At 61.0% G+C, this 20,258-nt stretch carries 22 protein-coding genes; 16 read left to right on the top strand and 6 right to left on the bottom strand.

Features of this window, described 5'->3' with window-relative positions:
• Positions 1-5: 5 nt before the first annotated feature.
• From AC3EC3_RS13095 to AC3EC3_RS13085, 3 genes are read left to right on the top strand one after another with little or no spacing between them, the layout of a single operon-like run.
• Positions 6-422 carry a VOC family protein gene (locus AC3EC3_RS13095; RefSeq protein WP_488490055.1) on the top strand — a complete coding sequence of 139 codons (417 nt, stop codon included), beginning with the start codon at positions 6-8 and terminating at the stop codon, positions 420-422.
• Positions 419-1,396, top strand: coding sequence for a saccharopine dehydrogenase family protein (locus tag AC3EC3_RS13090; protein WP_488490054.1), 978 nt, complete (start codon positions 419-421; stop codon positions 1,394-1,396). The genes AC3EC3_RS13095 and AC3EC3_RS13090 overlap by 4 nt, the downstream gene beginning before the upstream one ends.
• A 38-nt stretch (positions 1,397-1,434) precedes the next feature.
• Entirely contained in the window at positions 1,435-1,893 is a 459-nt protein-coding gene (locus tag AC3EC3_RS13085) for a nuclear transport factor 2 family protein (RefSeq protein WP_488490053.1), read from the top strand.
• Positions 1,894-2,107: 214 nt separating this feature from the next.
• On the opposite strand, the gene AC3EC3_RS13080 is transcribed toward AC3EC3_RS13085, so the two are convergent.
• Positions 2,108-3,217: an alkene reductase gene (locus AC3EC3_RS13080; protein ID WP_488490052.1), complete on the bottom strand. Its 1,110-nt coding sequence runs from the start codon at positions 3,215-3,217 to the stop codon at positions 2,108-2,110.
• A 103-nt stretch (positions 3,218-3,320) separates the two neighbouring features.
• Here AC3EC3_RS13080 and AC3EC3_RS13075 point away from each other — a divergent pair, with 103 nt between their 5' ends.
• Positions 3,321-4,211 (top strand): LysR family transcriptional regulator, encoded by an 891-nt coding sequence (locus AC3EC3_RS13075; protein ID WP_488490051.1) that lies wholly within the window; start codon positions 3,321-3,323, stop codon positions 4,209-4,211.
• Between the two features lie 277 nt (positions 4,212-4,488).
• Here the strand turns inward: AC3EC3_RS13075 and AC3EC3_RS13070 are convergent, their stop codons facing one another.
• The gene (locus AC3EC3_RS13070; RefSeq protein ID WP_488490050.1) at positions 4,489-4,869 is read right to left on the bottom strand and encodes a winged helix-turn-helix transcriptional regulator; all 381 of its coding nucleotides are present in this window, start codon (positions 4,867-4,869) and stop codon (positions 4,489-4,491) included.
• Positions 4,870-4,973: 104 nt separating this feature from the next.
• Between AC3EC3_RS13070 and AC3EC3_RS13065 the strand changes: the two genes are divergently transcribed.
• Positions 4,974-6,035 (top strand): SDR family oxidoreductase, encoded by a 1,062-nt coding sequence (locus AC3EC3_RS13065; RefSeq protein WP_488490072.1) that lies wholly within the window; start codon positions 4,974-4,976, stop codon positions 6,033-6,035.
• Between the two features lie 46 nt (positions 6,036-6,081).
• On the opposite strand, the gene AC3EC3_RS13060 is transcribed toward AC3EC3_RS13065, so the two are convergent.
• Positions 6,082-6,987: a LysR family transcriptional regulator gene (locus AC3EC3_RS13060; RefSeq protein WP_488490049.1), complete on the bottom strand. Its 906-nt coding sequence runs from the start codon at positions 6,985-6,987 to the stop codon at positions 6,082-6,084.
• Here AC3EC3_RS13060 and AC3EC3_RS13055 point away from each other — a divergent pair.
• The 5 genes from AC3EC3_RS13055 to AC3EC3_RS13035 are packed head-to-tail and all read left to right on the top strand — an operon-like array spanning position 6,987 to position 9,491.
• The gene (locus AC3EC3_RS13055) at positions 6,987-7,616 is read left to right on the top strand and encodes a (R)-mandelonitrile lyase (RefSeq protein ID WP_488490048.1); all 630 of its coding nucleotides are present in this window, start codon (positions 6,987-6,989) and stop codon (positions 7,614-7,616) included. The two genes, AC3EC3_RS13060 and AC3EC3_RS13055, sit on opposite strands and share 1 nt — an antisense overlap.
• 4 nt (positions 7,617-7,620) lie before the next feature.
• Positions 7,621-7,878 (top strand): tautomerase family protein, encoded by a 258-nt coding sequence (locus AC3EC3_RS13050; protein WP_488490047.1) that lies wholly within the window; start codon positions 7,621-7,623, stop codon positions 7,876-7,878.
• Positions 7,879-7,881: 3 nt separating this feature from the next.
• Positions 7,882-8,649, top strand: coding sequence for an SDR family oxidoreductase (locus tag AC3EC3_RS13045; protein ID WP_488490046.1), 768 nt, complete (start codon positions 7,882-7,884; stop codon positions 8,647-8,649).
• A complete protein-coding gene (locus AC3EC3_RS13040) occupies positions 8,649-9,068 on the top strand; it encodes a carboxymuconolactone decarboxylase family protein (protein WP_488490045.1) in 420 nt (139 codons plus the stop codon). Before AC3EC3_RS13045 ends, AC3EC3_RS13040 begins: the two co-directional genes overlap by 1 nt.
• Positions 9,069-9,491 carry a putative quinol monooxygenase gene (locus AC3EC3_RS13035; RefSeq protein WP_488490044.1) on the top strand — a complete coding sequence of 141 codons (423 nt, stop codon included), beginning with the start codon at positions 9,069-9,071 and terminating at the stop codon, positions 9,489-9,491.
• Here AC3EC3_RS13035 and AC3EC3_RS13030 read toward each other — a convergent pair.
• A complete protein-coding gene (locus AC3EC3_RS13030) occupies positions 9,484-9,822 on the bottom strand; it encodes a hypothetical protein (RefSeq protein WP_488490043.1) in 339 nt (112 codons plus the stop codon). The two genes, AC3EC3_RS13035 and AC3EC3_RS13030, sit on opposite strands and share 8 nt — an antisense overlap.
• Positions 9,823-10,077: 255 nt before the next feature.
• Between AC3EC3_RS13030 and AC3EC3_RS13025 the strand changes: the two genes are divergently transcribed.
• The 6 genes from AC3EC3_RS13025 to AC3EC3_RS13000 all read left to right on the top strand — a co-directional run bounded on the left by AC3EC3_RS13025 (position 10,078) and on the right by AC3EC3_RS13000 (position 17,155).
• Entirely contained in the window at positions 10,078-10,758 is a 681-nt protein-coding gene (locus AC3EC3_RS13025) for a response regulator transcription factor (protein ID WP_488490042.1), read from the top strand.
• A gap of 1 nt (position 10,759) precedes the next feature.
• Positions 10,760-12,154 (top strand): sensor histidine kinase, encoded by a 1,395-nt coding sequence (locus AC3EC3_RS13020; RefSeq protein WP_488490041.1) that lies wholly within the window; start codon positions 10,760-10,762, stop codon positions 12,152-12,154.
• 309 nt (positions 12,155-12,463) lie between these two features.
• Complete coding sequence (locus AC3EC3_RS13015; RefSeq protein ID WP_488490040.1) at positions 12,464-14,899, top strand: TonB-dependent receptor; 2,436 nt, start codon at positions 12,464-12,466, stop codon at positions 14,897-14,899.
• Between the two features lie 61 nt (positions 14,900-14,960).
• Complete coding sequence (locus tag AC3EC3_RS13010) at positions 14,961-15,692, top strand: tetratricopeptide repeat protein (protein ID WP_488490039.1); 732 nt, start codon at positions 14,961-14,963, stop codon at positions 15,690-15,692.
• Positions 15,693-15,734: 42 nt separating this feature from the next.
• A complete protein-coding gene (locus AC3EC3_RS13005; protein WP_488490038.1) occupies positions 15,735-16,478 on the top strand; it encodes an energy transducer TonB in 744 nt (247 codons plus the stop codon).
• A complete protein-coding gene (locus AC3EC3_RS13000; protein ID WP_488490037.1) occupies positions 16,475-17,155 on the top strand; it encodes a Fe2+-dependent dioxygenase in 681 nt (226 codons plus the stop codon). Before AC3EC3_RS13005 ends, AC3EC3_RS13000 begins: the two co-directional genes overlap by 4 nt.
• A 27-nt stretch (positions 17,156-17,182) precedes the next feature.
• On the opposite strand, the gene AC3EC3_RS12995 is transcribed toward AC3EC3_RS13000, so the two are convergent.
• Together AC3EC3_RS12995 and AC3EC3_RS12990 are read right to left on the bottom strand one after the other, a co-directional pair.
• Positions 17,183-17,875 (bottom strand): hypothetical protein, encoded by a 693-nt coding sequence (locus AC3EC3_RS12995; RefSeq protein WP_488490036.1) that lies wholly within the window; start codon positions 17,873-17,875, stop codon positions 17,183-17,185.
• A 22-nt stretch (positions 17,876-17,897) separates the two neighbouring features.
• On the bottom strand, positions 17,898-20,072 hold the full coding sequence (locus tag AC3EC3_RS12990) for a TonB-dependent siderophore receptor (protein WP_488490035.1): 2,175 nt from the start codon (positions 20,070-20,072) through the stop codon (positions 17,898-17,900).
• Positions 20,073-20,258: the final 186 nt, after the last annotated feature.

Below are 20,258 nucleotides of genomic sequence, written 5' to 3'. Positions count from 1 at the left end.
CAGAAATGCTCGATCATGTCTTCATATCGGTCGCCGACCTCGACCGCTCCATCGCCTTTTACACGCGGGCACTCGCGCCGCTCGGCATCACTGATCGCGTCGATTACGATGGCAAGGACGCTCCGGCGGGCCATCCCGATCTCAAGGGCCTTGGCTGCAACGGACGCATCTTCTTCTGGCTGCGACCGGGCGTGGTCGAAGGACGGGCTGCCCATATCGGCTTCGTCGCGGATTCGCGGGAACAGGTTGATGCCGCCTATGCCGCCGCAGTCGCCGCCGGTGCCACCGAAGCTACAGGCGGAGGCATGGGAGCACCCGGTGCGCGGCTCCCTTACGATCCCCGCTATTATGCCGCGAACGTACTCGCCCCCGATGGCTACAGCCTCGAATTCGTGTTCAAGAGCTGGCAGCAGGCGTCGTGAGCCGGCTCATGATCTACGGCGCTACGGGCTACACCGCGCGCCTCGCCACCAGCTATGCAAAGGCCGCCGGGCTCGATCCGGTCCTTGGTGGCCGCGATGCCGCGGCGTTGGCTGGGCTGGACGGCGAAACGCGAGCCTTCACCCTCGACGACCCGGCAGCTATCGACGCAGCGCTTTCGGGCGTAACGGTCCTGCTCAACTGCGCCGGCCCCTTCCTGCGCACTGCCGAGCCGCTGATGCGTGCGGCGATCCGCAACGGCGTTCACTATCTCGACATCGCAGCCGAACTGGACAGCTATCGTCTGGCGGAGAAGCTCGACGAAGAAGCCGCCGCGCGTAGCGTCATGCTATTGCCGGGGAGCGGCGGCAGCGTCGCAATGCTCGGCTGCCTGGCGGCGCGGGCGATCGAGACTGTGCCAGAGCCGACACGCATCCGCATAGCGCTCATGGTCTCCGGCGCGATGTCGCGTGGTTCGGCGATCAGCGCTACCGAGAATGTGACCGTGGACCTCCTCGTGCGGGAAGACGGAGCACTCGTCCCGAGCAATGCCACCGCGCTGCACGAGTTCGACTTCGGCAACGGCCTGGCCGCCTCCTTTCCGCTGACATTGCCCGACCTGATCACGATCTGGCGAGAGACGCAGGTCCCCAACATCGAGACGTTCGCGCACGTAACCGACAATGCGTTTCCCGGCGGCGATCTGACGGCGCTTCCAGACGGCCCCACCGAAGCCGAACGCGCGGCCAATCGCTATGCGGCGGTGGCTGAAGTGACCGGGGCCGATGGCGCGGTGACCCGGCATCGCCTTGAGACGGTCAACGGCTACACCTTCACGCCGATGGCGGCAGCCGAGGCTGCGCGGCGGGTGCTCGCGGGCGAAACTCGACCTGGGTTCCAAACACCTGCCGGCCTGTTCGGCAGCGGTTTCGCTGAGACGATCGCGGATACCAGCATCTCAAGAATCCCGAACTGACCCACGGCCCCACCTCCCCAAGTTCCAAGGATATGACAATGACCTCCAATTCCCCCACCGCCGAGACTCTCGCCGTGGCCGATGCGCTTTATCGCTATGCTGCGGGCATCGATCTGCGCGACCAGGATCTGCTGGCGTCGTCCCTAGCGGAAGACGCGATCTCAGATTTCAGGCCAGCGGCGGCGAAGGCGGGCTTCGAATATCCCGTGCTGCAAGGGCGCGATACGCTGGTCTCGGCGCTGTCCGCTTCGCTCGCTGGGATCGACACGACCCATACGGTCAGCAATCCGCGTGTGTGGCTGGAGGGCGATACCGCAAGAATGGAGGCACTGGTCGAGGCGCAGCATGTGCCGCAGGACGATCACTCGCGGCATTACATGATGAAAAATCGTTACGACGTCGACCTGTCCCGCAATGGCGACGCCTGGGTTATCCAGCGGGTAGTCGTCGACAATGTCTGGCGAAATGGCGATCTGAGCGTCCTCGCTGGGGTGTAAGAAAGCACCGTGACGGCACAGATGCGAAGCGCGAAGGAGCGTTTGACATTGTGCGACTGATCCCATCGGAACTGGGGATTGGGGGGATTGATGCTTGCCACGACCCTCACCGATGTCGGAAATCGGATCACTCTCTATCGAGCCATCGGATCCGACGACAGTTTGTAGTCGCGCAAGCGATGGCCGGTCGGGACAGACCCGACCGGCTTGTGGTTCAGGCTGCTTCGAAGGCCGGATAGTCGATGAAGCCCTCGGCTCCGCCACCATAATAGGTATCGCGATCGCTCGCTGTCAGTGGCCAGCCATTCTGAAGGCGAGCGACTAAATCGGGATTGGAGATGAAGGGCTGGCCAAAGGCAGCCAGATCGATCGTGCCATCCTCGATCAGGCCTTCGGCGCGTTCGCGCGTCATGCCACCGGCCAGAATGATCGCCGTCGCCGGGAGATGCCGTCGGGCGTCGCGGATGAGAGCGTGGATCCGGTCTGACACTGGCACGGCCGAGCCCTCGTCGTAGAAGAAGCCGGACTGGTCCATGATGTGAACGTAGGTGAGCTTCCGTTCGCCAAGCGCCTGCATCAGGGCCGCATAGGTTTCTTCGATCTCGTTGTGGTGGGCCATGTCGAACAGCTTGCCGAACGGCGAGAGGCGGATGCCGACCCGCGCCACGCCGATCCGCGCGATCACCGCGTCGACAACCTCCAAGACGAAGCGCAGGCGGTTTTCTATCGTGTCGGCGGCATAGCGATCGGTACGATCGTTCACGGTCGGGTTGAGGAATTGTTCGAACAGGTAACCGTTGGCACTGTGGATTTCGACGCCGTCGAAGCCGGCTTCCACCGCATTGGCGGCGGCATCGGCGAAGTCAGCCACCACGCGGGCGATTTCTTCGGTGGCCAGAGGGCGCGGGACCGGCTTGCCGTCTTCGTCATAACCAAATGCCGTGGCGCCGTTCGCGATCTTCGAACTGGCGCTCACGGGCGTCGCACCATTCTCCTGGATCGAAGGATGTGACACGCGCCCGACGTGCCAGAGTTGGGCGAAGATCCGCCCGCCCAGAGCATGGACGGACTGGGTCGTCAACCGCCAGCCTGCGACCTGCTTGGCGGAGAAGATGCCGGGGTTGAAGAGATAACCCTGACCCTCGCGCGAAATCGGCGTGCCCTCGCTCACGATGAGGCCAGCCGTCGCGCGCTGAGCGTAATAGAGCGCAATCCTGTCGGTGGCGATGTCATCGGGAGCGCGAGAGCGGGTCATTGGCGCCATGACGATGCGGTTAGAGAGCTTCGTGCCGGCAAGATCAAAGGGTGAGAATAGGTCGGACATAGCCAATCCTTGAACGTGTTGCGGATAGGCCTGGCTATCTAGTGCAAGTTTCAGTGAAGATTGATAGGCTGCAATTCCGATCATTGCAGAGGTTATGGATCTAATGAGCGAGCCGGTGGATAGCCTCATATCGCTCCGCGCTTTTGTCGCGGCAGCAGATGCGCGCAGCTTCAAAGCGGCTGGGCAAGCGCTCGGGGTTTCGTCATCAGCGATCGGCAAGACGATCGCCCGGCTGGAGAGCCAGCTCGCTACGACGCTCTTTCATCGCACCACCCGCACAATCTCCCTGACGGAGGCAGGTGGGCTCTTTCTAGTCCGTGCGCGGCGGATGCTGGACGAGCTTCAAGCCGGGGAAGCTGAATTGGCGGAGGCATCGGGTACGCCGCGCGGCCGGCTGAAGGTCAGCCTGCCGGTCACTGGGGAGTTGTTGACGGACGCCTTGGCGACATTCGTCGAGACCTATCCGCTGGTGGAGCTCGAACTCGATTACAGCGACCGGATCGTCGATGTGATCGAGGAGGGGTTCGACGTCGTAATCCGCACGGGCTCCACGGGCGATTCCCGGCTTCTGCATAAGCCCCTGGGCCAATTCCACTGGCAGCTCGTCGCGTCGCCCGCCTACGTAGCTAGGCGCGGCATGCCGACCTCGCCCGAGGATCTGACGAACCATGTTTGCCTGCGACAACGCTTCTCGTCGGGACGACTCATCCCTTGGACCTTGCGATCGGCGCCGGATTTTCGCGTGCCCGTAAGTCTGACCGCCAGCATCATCGATGCCTTGATGGACCTTACACTCGCCGGGACCGGGATCGGATGCTTTCCTGAGTTTCTCGTGCGCGACGCGCTGAAACGCGGCGCACTTCTTTCCATCCTGCATGGAGACGTTGAACAGAAAGGCGTCGTGACGATGCTCTGGCCCGCTAGCCGCTATCGCGTCCCAAAGGTCCGTGCATTCGTGGACTGCATCTCCCAACACAATCGCCTAGCCCGATGATCGCGCAAACTGACTAAACGGCAGGTCCCACCAACCCGTGGCATTCGAGGCGGCAACGCTGAACGGGGTAATCTGGCCGACACCTGCCGGATTAGCGGACTGTCTGCACGTAGGGAGCGAGATTTGGGTGCCGAGCGTCTTGGAAGGGTCGGACCCGCTGGCTGCTGAGATCGCACGACAGAGATTTTCAGCGGTCTTGTAAGACATGAACCGGCGCTGCGACGCTTCCTCAGTCGCGACCATGATCATCACCTCGATCAATCCGCGACTGAGGATGTCAGTTTCGCCTGCTCGTTGGCCTGGTCCCAAGCTGATCGAGCGCATCGGGATTGTCACGCCCCCATGCATAAAGCAATTCGACCGGCTCAACGAAACGCATGCCCAGCGCAGTCAGGCGGTATTCGACCGCCGGCGGAATAGCGCTCTGGACATGACGGCTGAGCAGGCCAGTTTCTTCCATATCGCGCAGAGTCTGCGTCAGCATCTTCTTGGAGATGCCCGGAAGGCTTCGCTGCAACACCCCAGTGCGGCAAGCGCCACCATGGCGCGCATGCAAGGTGTGCAGCACCATGCTGGTCCATTTGGTCGCGAAGAGCGACAGGACACGGCGCGGTGCGCAGTCCTCGCGCCATTCTTCTTCTGCGGTGCCGGGGAGCATGGCTGGTTACCTCTTGGTGCCTAGTGACCTATTTGGTGCCGTCTAGAACCAAACGCACATCGTGCCTAGTTGCGTTGCTCTTGAACGAGACGAAGGTGATGATCATGGCGAAGACCGCATTGGTAGTGGGCGCTAGCGGTATCGTGGGAAGCGCGACGGCCGCATTGTTAGTCGAGCAGGGCTGGACGGTTTATGGGCTGTCCCGGCGCCCGGTCGAGCAACACGGCGTACTTCCCATCCTCGCCGATCTGCAGGATGCACAGGGTACTTCTGCAGCTCTGGCGCAGATCGAACCTAATGCGGTCTTCATCACCACTTGGTTACGCCAGGACAGCGAGGCTGAAAACATCCGGGTGAATGGTGCCATGGTTCGCAACCTGCTCGCCGGCTTGCCGAAGGCATCCGACCGCCGTCACATCGCGCTGGTCACCGGGCTCAAACATTACCTAGGGCCGTTCGAGTCATACGGTAAGGGCACCTTGCCTCAGACGCCCTTCCGTGAAGAGCAGAGTCGGCTCGATATCGAGAACTTCTACTATGCTCAGGAAGACGAACTGTTTGCGGCGGCACAGCGCGATGGTTTTACCTGGAGCGTTCATCGCCCCCATACGGTCATCGGCAAGGCGGTTGGCAACGCCATGAATATGGGAACGACCCTGGCGGTCTATGCTTCCCTGTGCCGAGATACCGGCCGGCCATTTATCTTCCCGGGTTCGGCGGCCCAGTGGAACGGCCTGACCGACATGACCGACGCCGGGCAACTGGCGCGTCATCTGCTGTGGGCGACGGAGACCGAGGCTGCCCACAACGAAGACTTCAACGTGGTCGATGGCGATGTATTCCGCTGGCAGTGGATGTGGGGGCGTATCGCAGCCTGGTTCGGCATCGGAGCAGAGCCATTTGATGGAACCGTCCGGCCATTGGAAGAGCAGATGGCGAATGATGCCGATAACTGGCGGGCGATCGCCGAGCGTGAAGGTCTGAATGAGCCGGATCTGTCGCGCCTCGCATCGCCCTGGCACACCGATGCCGATCTTGGCCGCCCCATTGAGGTCGTGACGGATATGTCAAAAAGCCGGCGGCTCGGCTTCACGGCATATCAGGCGACCGATGACGCTTTTTACGCGCTATTCGAACGGCTCCGCGCGGATCGTCTCATCCCGTAATGCTGTATCGACAGCCGTTATCCGGCTACGCCTATCCATAGGATATTCATTTTAGGGGGTCTAATTCTCGGATGAGATCGATGAGAAGCCGCAAGGCGGTCGGTACTTGGCGACGCCCGGAGTAATATGCGTGAAAGCCTTCGCCCATAGATGCCCAATCACCCAGCACGAGATGCAGCGCGCCGCTTTGCAAATAAGGCCGGACTATCGGCTCTGCACCGTAAATTATACCGGCGCCGCCAAGGCCAAAGCTTAAGGCTGGGTGACTACTGTCAACGGTCAAGGGACCGGGCATTGTCACGGAGACTGTTTCCTCGCCGCGCTCGAACTCCCAGTCGTATACTTGATCGTTGCCCAGGCGGATGCGGATACAGCGATGATCCTGGAGGTCTTGCGGGACGACCGGCGTGCCGAAGCGTTCGAGATAGGCCGGCGATGCCGCTGCGACCCAGCGGATGTCGGGCGAGAGGCGTTGCGCGATCATATCTTCCGGCACCGTGCCACCGTACCGTATGCCCGCGTCGAAGCCGCTGGCGATGACATCTGTCAACCGATTGCTGACGCTGATGTCGACTTCTACTTCCGGATAGCGGTCGACGAAGATGGGCATCACAGGCCCAAGCAGAAGCGGCACTGCATCTTCGAGGACGTTGATCCTGACCCGGCCGGTCGGCGTATCGCGGAAACGGTTGAGATTTTCTGCCGCATCGTTGACGGTCTGCAATGGCCCCTCGATCGAGGTCCGAAGTTCCTCGCCGGCGGCGGTAAGCGTCACACTTCTTGTGGTTCTATTCAATAATCGCACACCCCGCCGCGCCTCCAGTCCGGAGATGGCGTGGCTCAGCGCGGAGGCGGTAACGCCCATTTCCAGGGCCGCTCGTCGGAAATTACCGTGCCGCGCAATGGCGAGAAAGTAGAGAAAATCCGCGAGGTCGGCACGACTTATCTGCATTGGTCCAGACTACCACGCTGTTGAGCTACATTCATCAGTTCATTGCGTGCCGGGGCGCTAATCCTGCTCGTCCGGGTGGCCTAGATAAGCGTCATGTCGATCGCTCGGGACGAACGATCGCGAACTGGATGCTGGCCATCATGATCGAGCGCGCAATCTTTCTTGCCGGTCTCATGTCGGTCGCAGGCGCTGCATCGGCGCAGAAAGGACCGACCACCATGGACATTTCACGCAAGGATGACCTCAAGTCCGTCGACGGACCATCTGAATACTTCACCGGTAAGGTCACGATCACAGGGCAATTCCAACGCCCGGACCCGTCTCGTATCAGTGGCGGAATCGTCCATTTCGAGCCCGGCGCACGTAGTGCCTGGCACACGCATCCTGCCGGGCAGACGCTGATCGTGACCGAAGGTGTGGGCTGGACCCAGATCGAGGGTGGTGGGAAGTACGAGTTCCATGCCGGCGATATCCTGTGGTGTCCGGCCGATCATAAGCATTGGCACGGCGCCACCGCGCACGAGGGCATGACGCATATTGCCATCCAGGACATGGTCGACGGCAAGAACGTCGTCTGGATGGAGAAGGTGACGGACGAAGAGTATTTCGCTCCCCTGGCCAGCGACTGAGCGCATGCCCCATGTCGTAGTGAAGCTCTACCCCGGCAAGTCCGACGTGCAGAAGTGGGATCTGTCCGCTGCGATCGTCAGCGATATCACCCGCATCCTGAATTACGGGGATGAGGCGGTGTCTGTTGGCTTCGAGGAAATCCAGCCCGATCAATGGTTCTCGCTTGTCTACGATCCGGACATTCAGCGCAGGTGGAGCACGCTGACCAAGGTGCCGGGCTACGGTCCGGGGCCCAGGGGCACGAATAAAGATGAAGGCTGATCCATGAACCCTGTTTATGATTTCAAAGGGCAGGTCGCGCTGGTGACCGGCGCGGCTAAGGGCATGGGGCTGGCCGCAGCGCGCGCGTTTGCCGTAAATGGCGCGTCGGTAGTGTTGGCCGATATCGATGGCAAGCTGGCCGCTCATGAGGCGCAGCGGATCGTCAGCGAGGGTGGCATTGCAATTGAGACGACTTGCGATGTCGTCGACGAGGGCCAGGTGGCAGCGATGATCGACCTTGCGGTCGCACGCTATGGCCGGCTCGACATGGCGTTCAACAACGCCGGAATACAGGTGCCGCCGTCTGACGCGGCCGACGAACCGCTTGAGAACTTCGAGCGCGTCACCGCTGTAAACCAGCGCGGTGTCTGGGCCTGCATGAAACACGAGTTGCGGGTGATGCGTGGGCAAGGCTCCGGCGCGATCGTCAATTGCTCGTCGCTCGGTGGTCTTGTCGGCCTGCCGCAGCGCGCCGCTTATCACGGCACCAAGCACGCGGTGATCGGTATGACCCGTAGCGCCGGGGTCGAATATGCGCCGCGCGGGATCCGCATCAATGCCGTCTGCCCCGGCACGATCGATACGCCGATGGTGCAGGACATGCTGGCCGGGCAACCCGGGGCCATGGCTGATATCATGAGGGAGCAGCCGATCGGCCGCCTCGGCCATTCCAACGAAATTGCCGCCGCCGTGTTGTGGCTGTGCAGTCCGGCAGCCAGCTTTGTGATTGGCGTCGCATTGCCGGTTGACGGCGGCTTTACCGCGCACTGATGACGCTGGCCGCCCAGTTCAGCCGGCGAACCGCTATCTTTATGGCCGCCATGACGACCATGCCATGGCCACTCACTGCAGGAGCAGAAACGATGCCCATCGAACCTACCAACGCCCGCAAATCCTTTGGCGACATTGCGCCGCACCTCGCCGAGATAACTGACAAGGTGTTGTTCGGCGACGTTTGGGAGAACGCGGCGCTGAAGCCACGCGACCGCAGTCTGGTGACGATCACCTGCCTCATCGCGATGTACCGCATCAACGAGATGCCTTTCCACATCAAGAAGGCGCTCGAAAACGGTGTAACCAAGAACGAGATCGTCGAGGCCGTCACCCAGATCGCCTTCTATGCCGGATGGCCGCCTGCGATGACGGCGCTACCGATCCTGAAACAGGCTTTTGAGGACGCGGGCGTCTAGGTGGTGATCACCCGGCCGGCGCGTATATTCGCAGCATTCGTCGGCGCGATTGCGCTGGCCTTGTCAGGAAGCAGTGCCATGGCGGAACCGGTGTGCGAGCCCATCGTTCGCATCGCGGAACTGGACATCGATCCAGCCCAGCTTGATACCTATAAGGCACTCCTGAGCGAGGAGATCGAGGCTGCGGTTCGGTTGGAGCCGGGCGTGCTTTCACTGAATGCCGTCTCGGTGAAGGGCAATCCGGCTCAGATTCGCATTGTTGAAGTCTATGCCGATCAAGCCGCCTATGAGGCGCATTTGAAATCGCCGCACTTTCTCAAGTACAAAAACAGCACCGCAGCGATGGTGCGGTCGCTCAGGCTCGTCGAAACCGTTCCGATCCTTCTCCGCACCAAAAGCCAGGGTGCGGGAAGATTTATGTAATTCTTGCCAAGCGGGAGAAATTTCTCCAGTCCAGCGTCTTGTTTTGCCGGTCGAGAAAGTCGCAGGCCTTGAGCGACCAGGACATGAAATCTGGGCCCATCCCGAAATCGTAGACATCTTTCTTGCGCTGCAACATCGTCAATATGGCGAGGATGGTGGCTTCTCCCTCGGACAGAAAGGCGCAGTCCAGCGGCGCGATGACGATTTTCTGATTGCTGGCCATGTTTCGCAAGATGCTGAATACCAGCATGGCATCGTCGTCGAAGCTGCCCGATTTTTTGCCTCGCAAGACGGCAACGATGCCTCGTTCGACGGCTGCCAGCCGATTCATGCGCGTCAAAGGCATTTGGGCCTCTGGCCGTCGAGGCGTTGGATTGCGTCGGTAGCGAGGCGCCCTATCCGTTGCCAGGACGACGGGAGGCAGAGATGTGGCGCCCTCAAAACTATTGCGTTGCATTTGCATGATGGCAGACTATCCGGCAGAAACAGCTGTGGCGATGTTGCGGATGTGATGTTGGGGTAATTTGTGCTCGTCCCAATATTTTCCCAATCTTCTGCTCAGGTTCAGGGAAAAGGTCTGTTTCAAGTGAATGTGCTTGTGCTCGAGGACGATGAGGAACTCGCGTCATTCATTATTTCAGGATTGGGAGAGGCCGGACACAAGGTCCATCGAAGCCGCGACGGGCACGATGCCTATGCAATCCTGATGGATACAGCGCTGGACGTTGCTGTCATCGACCGCATGGTGCCCGGACTCGACGGGTTGTCGGTCGTGCGCCGCGCGCGCAAGGAGGGGTGCCAGACGCCGGTTCTGCTGTTGACAGCGCTGGGCGGTATCGAGGATCGCGTAGAAGGGCTGCAGGCCGGCGCGGACGACTATCTCGTCAAGCCGTTTGCTTTCTCGGAATTCGAGGCGCGGCTGAATGCGCTTGCCCGGCGTCCCCCGATTACTGCATCTGTGGACGTGCTGGAAGTCGGTGACATCAGGATGGATCTTCGTCGTCGGCAGGTTTGGCGAGCAGGCGGCGTGGTTGATCTGCAGCCGCGTGAGTTCAGCCTGCTCGAGCAACTCATGCGCAGTGCCGACCGTGTTCTGAGCCGGACGATGCTGCTGGATCGCGTTTGGAATTTCGGGTTCGACCCGCAAACGAATATCGTCGAAACGCATATGAGCCGATTGCGCAGCAAGCTGAACGAACGTGGAAACTATAACGCGATCCGGACGGTGCGGGGGGCAGGTTACATCCTGGCCGATGCAGAGGAGTAAGGTGGGCTTGTTGTTGCACCGTATATGGGCCTTGCCGCGTACGTTCCGCGGTTTGACGGTTCTGTTCGCTATTGCGGCGGCCTTGGTGACAGCGATACTGGGCGACACCACCTTGCGCCTTGTCCATCACGAGTTGGAAAGGCGCCTCGATGCCCAGATTCAGCTCGAAATCCGCAACCTGCTCGATATCGAGAAACAGGGCGGCTCTCAGGCGCTTGTCATGGCGGTGCGTGCCCGCAGAACCGACGGTATCAGCTATGTCGCGGCCCATGCGGGGGCGATGCGGCCGATCATGGCCTACATCGTCACCGATGCCGACGGGCGGCGAGTGGCAGGCGATCTGAACGCCGCTATTCCCAAGGCCGGGTATACCGAGTTCATCCATTTCTCTCGGGCGGATGGCTCGCAGGGAATCGCCCAGGGTGTGAACGTGGCGACCGGCAGCGGCGGGCGGCTTGTCGTCGCGGCGGATCGGATCGTGATTTATCGCATCGACGCGCGGATCGAGCATCTGTTCGTGATGGCGTTTTGTGCGATCCTGCTGATCGGTGCGCTTTCGACTTACGCTTTGATCCACGTATTCCGTGGGCGGGTGCAGGCCTTCGAGCGGCTGGCGGTTGCTGTCACAGCAGGACGAATTGAAGAGCGAATGCCGCTGGACGGATCGGGGGTCGAGTTTGACCGGCTTTCCGCCATCGTCAATGAAATGCTGGATCGCATCGCGGCACTTTTGACCAATCTGCGAGAGGTTTCCACGGCGCTTGCGCATGACCTGCGAACACCGCTCAGCCGGATACGCTCGCATATCGAGAGGATGGACAGGGCAGAGACAGACCCCGTGAAGAAGGAGGGTCTGGCTTCGGTGTTGATCGAAATGGATACGATGCTGGAACTGTTCGCTGGGATGTTGGCGCTGTCGGAACTGGACGGGCAGGCCGTGCGCAACCGGTTCGAACCTGTGGACCTGGCCAAGGCGGTTTCCGACATCGCCGAAGCCCATCGCCCTGCTGTCGAGGATTCGGGCCGAGCGCTGGATATCGAGGTCAGTTCTGCGCAGCTTCTCGGCGACAGGGCCCTATTGCAGCGCATGGTCGGCAATTTGCTCGATAATGCGATGGTGCATACACCTGACCGAACGATAATCGAGGCTGCCGTTTGCTGCGAAAATGGCCAAGCGGTCATTCGGGTGACGGATAATGGCCCAGGTGTTCCGCAAGAACATCATGCGCGTATTTTCGATCGGCTTGTGCGCCTCGATCGCAGCCGAAGCTCTCCAGGGCATGGACTCGGGCTGAGTATGGTGGCAGCTATCGCGACGGCGCATGGCGGCGTAGCGGCCGTGCGCCCGACGCAAGGAGGCTTCACGATTGAAGTCCGCTTGCCGTTGTATCCTTAAGTGATCGCAGGCACGCAATTTTCTTTGCCTCTTCGGCGCAATACATTTCGCGCGACATGAAATGCGGAAGCCAACTCGAGGGTTGGGGCAATTTATTGTTATCCCAATAATACCCCAATGTTGATGAAAATGGACGAGGAATTCCAGCATTTCCGCCATTATCGTCGGGTCGAATTTCGATCTTACTGTAAAAATGTCTGCCCATCGTGGCTTTTGGCCAAAGTGCCGCGACATTGATATTGGTTCGCATTACGAATACCCGCGGCTCACGTTTGCAATCGCGTTGCGATAACAACAGGGAGCCGCATTTTGACCAGACCACGAACCCTATCCGCCAGCAGCCCGAGCTTTCTTGCGCTCGGTGCCGTCGGCATCATCTCTTCGGCCGTGCCCGCACAGGCGCAGACCACCGAGCGCCAGTCGGACGAGCAGACGACCGTGCTGGGCGGCGTGACAGTAACAGATACCGCGATCGACGAGAGCGTCTACAAGACCGAGCGGATGGATTCGCCCAAGTATACCGCGCCGCTGATCGATACGCCGCGTTCAATCACCGTCATCCCGCAGCAAGTGCTGCAAGATACGGCGTCCACCACGCTGAGCGATGCACTGCGCACCGTTCCGGGCATCACGATGGGCGCGGGCGAGGGCGGCAACCCGCTCGGCGACCGGCCTTTCATTCGCGGTTTCGACAGCCAGAACTCGCTCTACATGGACGGCGTGCGCGACATCGGCGCTTCGTCTCGCGAGACGTTCGCCGTGTCGTCGATCGAAGTCGTGAAGGGTTCGGACAGCGTGCAGAGCGGCAGCGGTAATGCTGGCGGCTCGATCAACATCGTCAGCAAGGCGCCGACCGCAGACCGGTTCGCCAAGATGGACGCGACCTACGGCAGTGATGACTACAAGCGCGTCACGGTCGATATCAACCAGCCGATCAACGATTTCGTCGGCGTCCGCCTGAACGCGATGTATCACGATCAGGATGTGGCGGGCCGTGGCCCAGTGTTCCAGAAGCGCTGGGGCGTCGCACCGTCGATCACGCTTGGGCTGAACGGTCCGACCAGCCTGACGCTGGACTACTATCACCTGCATACCAACGAACTACCCGATTCCGGCATTCCGTACACGACCACGCTGAACAATCAGCCGACCACCAATGCCCTTACCGGCCCGGCGACCGACTACACCACGGCGGATGGCCAGAGCATTCACGTGCCACGAAATGCCTATTACGGCCTGGTAGATCGCGATTTCCGCCATACGACGGTGAACGAGTTCACCTCGCGCTTCCGGCACGAATTCGACAACGGTTTCGTCATCCGTAATACGACGCGCTATTCGCATAACTATCAGGAATATGTCTGGACGCAGCCCGATGATTCACAAGGCAACGTCTACAACACCGGTACCGTATGGCGCCGCGCCAACACGCGCTACGGCTTCTATGAAAGCCTGACCAACCAAACCGATCTGACCGGCAAGTTCGATACCGGCGGCATCAAGCATAGCTTCTCGGCGAGCCTGGAATACAACTGGCAGAACTCGGCCTATGGCTCGTTCGTGTCCAACGCCGCGACCGGCGCAGCGATTTCCACGGGTTCGACGGTCAGCCCGCGCTGTAACACCGCTACGCTGGAGCGCTATTATTGCACGACGGTTGCCAATCCGAACGCCTACGATGCGTGGACCAGCTACACCAGTGACACGTCGACGACCGAGACCGCCATCGTCAAGAGCCTGCCCAAGACGCAGACGTTGACCAATTCGAGCGACTATTCGGCCTCGCTGTTCGACACCATGACGTTGACCGACTGGCTGCTGGTCAATCTGGGGGGGCGTTACGATCACGTTTCGACCAATGCTAGTGCAGGCCTTACGGCCACCTCCGCAGCATCGCGAACCTGGGTCAACACCAAGAATGATCTGTGGACTTATCAGGCCGGGGTGCTGATCAAGCCGGCATCGAACGGCAGCATCTACTTCTCGACGGCCAAGTCGGCGATCCCGCCGGGCTCGTTTATCGGGCAGGGTTCGGAAGACAACACTGTGACGACCGCGAACATTGATCCTAACGACTTCAAGGTCCAGAAGACGACGTCGTATGAACTGGGCACGAAGTGGGATCTGTTCGACAATAACCTGTCGCTGTCGGTCGATGTCTTCCAGACCAAGACCGTCAATGCACGGACGACGAACCCGGATGGCAGCTTGTCCTATGTCGGCACCAAGCGGGTGCGCGGCGTCGAGGTGAGCTATAACGGCAACATCACGCCGCAGTGGAACGTGTTCGGCGGCTTCGTCTACATGCCATCCAAGGTGCTGAACGCAGGCCTGACCACCACGACAGTGAACGGCGTTTCGTTGACCGCGCCTGCCGCTGCGACCGGGCATCCGTTCCCGAATACCCCCAAGTACAGCTTCACGACCTTCACCAATTACAAGGTGACGCCGAAGCTGACTGTGGGTGGCGGCGCCATCTACATGAGCCGGGTCTACGGCGGTTTCTCCGATAGCCGCACGATCCAGAACGGTGTGGTCGTCATCACGAAGACCCGCGCGACGTATGTGCCCAGCTACTGGCGCTTCGATGCGAATGCTTCGTACCAGATCACGGACATGATCGGGCTACGGGTCAACGCGCTGAACTTGACGAACAAGCGCTACTTCGATCAGGCCTATGCAACGCACTACGCGCATCAGGCCGCAGGCCGGACGGTAATGGGCACGCTCAGCATCACCTACTGATGGCTGCAAGGACGGCGGGGGCGGTGACTGGCTCCCGCCGTTCGTTTTTCAGGAATTTACTATGACCACGCTGGCCGAACTCAATGCGATGGATCGAGAGGATCTCGCCGCTCTGCTGTCGGGCGCGCCGGAGACGGTGCTTGCTACCCTGCAGGCCGCGGCAGAGGGTGGCTCGGCTGAAGCACAGCTTCGTCTGGGGCAGATGCGTCTGGAAGGGCTGGGCGGTGCCGAGCGCAGTGTGATAGAGGCGTTGGCGTGGTTCGGAAAAGCGGCGCAGACCGGACATCCGATGGGCATGAATATGGTCGGCCGGTGTATCGAACATGGCTGGGGCACGCGCATCGACAAGGCGCAGGCCGCTTTGTGGTATCGCGCTGCGGCCGAGCGTGGCCTTGACTGGGGACAGTACAATCTGGCGACGCTGCTGGCCCTGGGCGATGGCGTGTCGTGCGATCTGCAGCAGGCTCTGGCCTTGTTCCGCAAGGCGGCCGAGCAAGGTCATCCCAAGTCGATCAACATGATCGGCAGTTTTTATGAAGACGGTTGGGCCGTTGAACGAGATCGTGCGATTGCCGCGCGGCATTATCGCCGCGCCGCCGAACTCGGCGACTTTCGCGGACAGTTCAATCATGCGCGTATTCTGGTCGAGGATGGTCGCATCGACGAGGCCCTGATCTGGCTGGCGCGCGTCCCCGAAACCGCGACAGCACGTTTCACGGAGCAGATGCGCGGTTGGCTGATGCAGCAGTCCGATCCGCGCCTTGCGGCTCTCGCTGCCGATGGTGCACGGTAAGACTGACGCGAGACCATGGCGGCGAAACTTTCTTTCAGCGCAATGCATGACCAGCATGGCGACAGCGGCACGGAGCATCCCGGCGTAATCCAGTCGGGCGGCTTCGATGGGACGGGCTATCGCCCATCTGCAGGGTCGCGGCCCCTTGCTGCGGCTATGTCGGCTCTGATCGTGCTCGGTGGGGCGGGGGTACTGACGTTGCTGAATATGGTTTCGGCCCGGCACGTACGACGCGAGCCTGCACTGGTGACCCTCAACCTGATGAAGCCCGCTGCCGCTGCGCCAAAGGCGAGGCAGCAGCCCAGCAAAGCGAAGGCCTTGCCCTCCAAGCCCGTGCCGCTAGTGCCGATCCGCGTTGCAACGCGGACGCAGGTGCCGCCGGTCGTGGTGACGGCAAGCCCAAACCCGGCATCCGTGACAGCGCCAATGACGCAGGCTTCCGCGCCTGCTCCAACTGCGGTGAAGAGCGCGCCTGCCCCGGCCGCCGAGCCCAGCATCATGACGGCCAGCGATCTGTCGTCGAGCATGATCTCGGCCGTTCCGCCGGTCTACCCGGTCGACGCGCGCCGCAAGCACGAGCAGGGTACGGTCGTGCTCAAGCTGCTGCTTGGGATCGATGGGCGGGTCTCCTCTGTCGATGTTACCAGAAGCAGCGGATCGGCAAGGCTCGATCAGGCCGCTCTGGCCGCCGTTCACAAATGGCGATGGAAGCCCGTGGTTCGCAATGGCGAGCCGGTGCTGGTCCAGGGTATCGTCACCATTCCTTTTGTTCTGAGGTCGTCATGATTGTTATTCCGTGCGTACTCGATCAGGCTGAGGTCGCACATGTCCGGCAGCTGATGGCGCAGGCTGACTGGCAGGACGGCAACGCCACCTCCGGAGTCCAGTCGGCCATGGCCAAGCGCAACCTGCAATTGCCAGAAGGGTCGGACGCCGCCCGGAGATTGGGCGCGCTGGTGCTCGACGCACTGGGACGCAACCCGACGTTTATCGCTGCCGCGCTGCCGCTCAAGGTTTTTCCACCGCTGTTCAACCGTTACGAGAGCGGCGGTGAATTCGGCAGTCACATCGACAACGCCATCCGCATCCAGCGCGGCAGCGATTTTCGCATCCGCAGCGATCTGTCCGCTACGCTGTTTCTGGCAGAGCCGGACACTTACGAGGGTGGGGAACTGGTGATCGAGACCTCGTTCGGCGAGCAGCGCGTAAAGCCTGCCGCAGGCGACATGGTGCTCTATCCGGCGTCAAGCCTGCACCATGTCACCCCTGTGACTGCGGGCGCACGGCTGGCGTCGTTCTTCTGGATCCAGAGCATGGTGCGAGAGAACGAAGCGCGCCAGTCGCTGTTTGATCTGGACTGTACGATCCAGGATCTGGCGGCGGAAAAGGGGCAGGGCGATGCCCGCGTCATCAAGCTGACGGGGCTCTATCACAACCTGCTGCGCCGCTGGGCCGACGTTTGACGTTTCGGCCCAGCGGGGTTTTCGGTTTTACTTGGCGTCGGTCGAACCGACAGCCCAGGCAATGGCGCTATCGAACAGGGTCATCCCGGCGGGCGACAGGTTCGTGAAGCTGTCGTTACCCAGGAACATCATGACCCGGCGGGCAGGCGCAAGGGTCTCGTAATCCATCGTCGCGCCTTTCTCGTATCCGAAGATCGCGGCCTTTTCAGGCTGGCCGTAGATCGTGGCGATGGTGGTGGCGCCAAGGCCGGGCTTGCCCCAGCTCATCCCGGCCTGTTTGACAAAGACATTGGCGATGCCCGCTGGAAGGCCGCCTGCCATCGGGTGCGGGGCATTGACGATCCACAGGTAACGCTCTTTTTCGACTTCGCCGAAGTCGGTGTCATGGCGTTTGCCCGTCATGGCCAGATCGTCGAGAAAATCGTTTTCCCAGGTCAGCAGGGGAATGGCGACGGTGCGCCAGCCGAGATTGGCGTCCTTGGCCGATACGGTCGAGGACAGGACGATCAGGTCGATATCGCGGATACTTGCCGGATCGGCGTCTTGATTCACAAGCCGAACGTCGTAGCCGAGTGATCCTAGATGCGCGGCGATCCTGGCATCGACCGGCGCGTTAGGTCCGCCCGTCTGGGTGATAAGCAGCACATGCTTCTGCACTGCTGCCTCTGCCGGATTTGCCGACAGCAGCAGGGCGCATAGCGGCGCCAGGAACAGGCTCATGAAAGCGGATTTGAGCATGGGCTTAAAGGTCCACCGTAGCTCGCAGCGAGAACTGACGGGCATCGCCCACCGATACGAAATAGGTGTTCACGCTGGAAGGGTAATACAGCTTGTCGAAGATGTTCTTCACGTTGAACTGGAACGTCACATTGCGGCGGGCAAGGCGGGTCTCATACGTCGCGAAGGCATCTGCGGTGATATAGGAGGGGAGAAAGAAGCTGTTGGCGGAATCGCCTGCACGCCTTCCGACATAGTGGGGCCCACCGCCGAACCGCAGCTTGTCCTGTCCTAGAATCGCTCCTGCGTCATAAACGGCGGACAGCGAGCCGGTGAACTTGGCCGCGTTCCACAGCTTGTTCCCCGCATAGTCCGGATCCTGCGTGATCTTGCCGTCAAGGTAGGCGAAGCTGCCGATGGCGCTGAGCTGCGAGGTAACCTGACCCGCAAGGTCCAGCTCCACGCCGCGGGCCCGTGCCGCGCCCGCCGTTCGATAGTCAGTCAACTGGGTCGCGTCGTTGTATTGAGAAACGAGCACGTTGCGTTTGTGAATGTCATAGACCGCGAGCGTGCCGGAAATGCCGCCCGGAATGTCGATCTTGGCACCGATTTCCCAGGAGCGGGCACGCTCGGGGGCGAACCCGGAATCGAGTACGACACCTGCCGTCAGCGGTGCGATCGTGGAGGCGGGCTTCAGCGACTGGGTGTAGCTGGCATAGAGCGAGAAGACCGGGCTCCACTTGTAGACCAGCCCGGCGCGGGGCAGGATCACGGTATCGCCAGTGTCGGTGTTGGTGGTGAACGGGCGCCCGCGTCCGGCGATCTGGTTCCAGTTGAGAACACGCCCGCCTGCAATCGCGATCAGCTTGTCGGTTACGTGGATGGAATCCTGCGCGAACACCGAATAGTTGTGCAGCTTGTCGGTCTGGTCGCTGTCGCTTGCCGATACCGTGCTGGACGGTTCTTCCTGCCCGTAGACGGGATCGAGATAGCTGAACGTGCTGGTGGTTTTCTGACGCAGCAGATCCTTGCGATAGATCTTGCGCGATTCCGCCTCGACGCCGATTTGCAGATCATGGCGCATGCCGAGAAGATCGACATGCCCGTCGATATAGGCGGTGCCGTAATAGTCGGTGCTGAGCGCCCCGTGCGTGGCGTCGTTGCTGCGCGTCAAGGTGCCGGTGGTGGTGTTCACGCCGGTCACGCGAAGCTGGTTGGCGTCGTAGGTTTCCGAGTTGAAGCTCAGGCTGACGTGCGCGCCCCAGCCGTTGCCCAGTTGCTGATCGATCGACGTCTGCGCGAGGTGCGTCTTGCCCCACATGTTGTTGAAGGGCTCGTCAAGACGGCGGGTCTTGGGAATGTCGAGCGGTTTTTTGGTATCGGGATCGAGTGCCGTGCCGCGATCGAACGGGGTCAGGTAATCGCGATATTCGTACCACACGACGACCTTGGTATTGTCGCCATAATAGGCCAACGACGGCGCGATCAGCGTCTCGCGGTGTTTGCCGAAATTGCGCCAGTAATCCTCATCAACATGATCGATGACGAGACGATAGGCAAGGCCGGTGCTGCCGATCGGTGCCGTGGTGTCGAGCGTCAGGTCATACCCGTTGCGGGCGTGGGCATAGGTCGACCCTGCTACTGAGACGCTGGTGTGGGCTGACAGTTCCGGCTTCTTGCTGACGATATTGATAACACCGCCGGGGTCCATGATGCCGTACAGCAGCGAGGAGGGACCCTTGAGCACTTCGACGCTCTGCGCGGCTGCATTGAAGCCGCGCCCCTGCACCAGCGGCATGCCGTTGTGCATGATCGAACCGTCGCGGTTGCCACCGAACCCGCGCTTCATGATTGTGTCCTGCGTGCCGGCCAGCGTGTTGCCCTGGGTGATGCCGCTGACGTTCGCGAGAGCATCGTCGAGGTAACGCGGGCGCTGGTCGCGAAGGATTTGCGCCGAGACGATGTTCACCGCCTGCGGCACCTCCAGCATCGGTGCCGTGCTGCGCAGTGTCGAAGCGTCGGGCGTTGGCTGATAGCGATCGTCCGCCCCTTTCGCGACAGGTGCCGCGCGGCCGGTGACAACGATCTCATCGGCGTTGGCGGCGGCATCTGCCGGCGCCCTGCCGCTGCTCCGGTTGTCTTGCGCGATGGCAGGCGTGACGAGACCAAGCGCCGGGGCGACAAGGCAGGACGAAAGCAACAAAGTACGAATGGGATGCCCTCCTGTGGATGGTAAGCCGGTCCATCGTCTGGAGGATTGGGGCTTTACCAAGTGCCTCGCTCAATGTGGTCGGAGGCGGATCAGGAGTGGTCCCTAGAAGATACTGATAGTCAGTCGCAAATTGTTTATTTTTAATGTTTGGGGTGCATTGGGAGCAAGGCTTGC

The sequence above is a fragment of the Novosphingobium sp. BAM6 genome (assembly GCF_057784955.1).
Note: the sequence above shows the minus strand (reverse complement) of the source record. Positions and strands in the feature narration are given on the sequence as shown.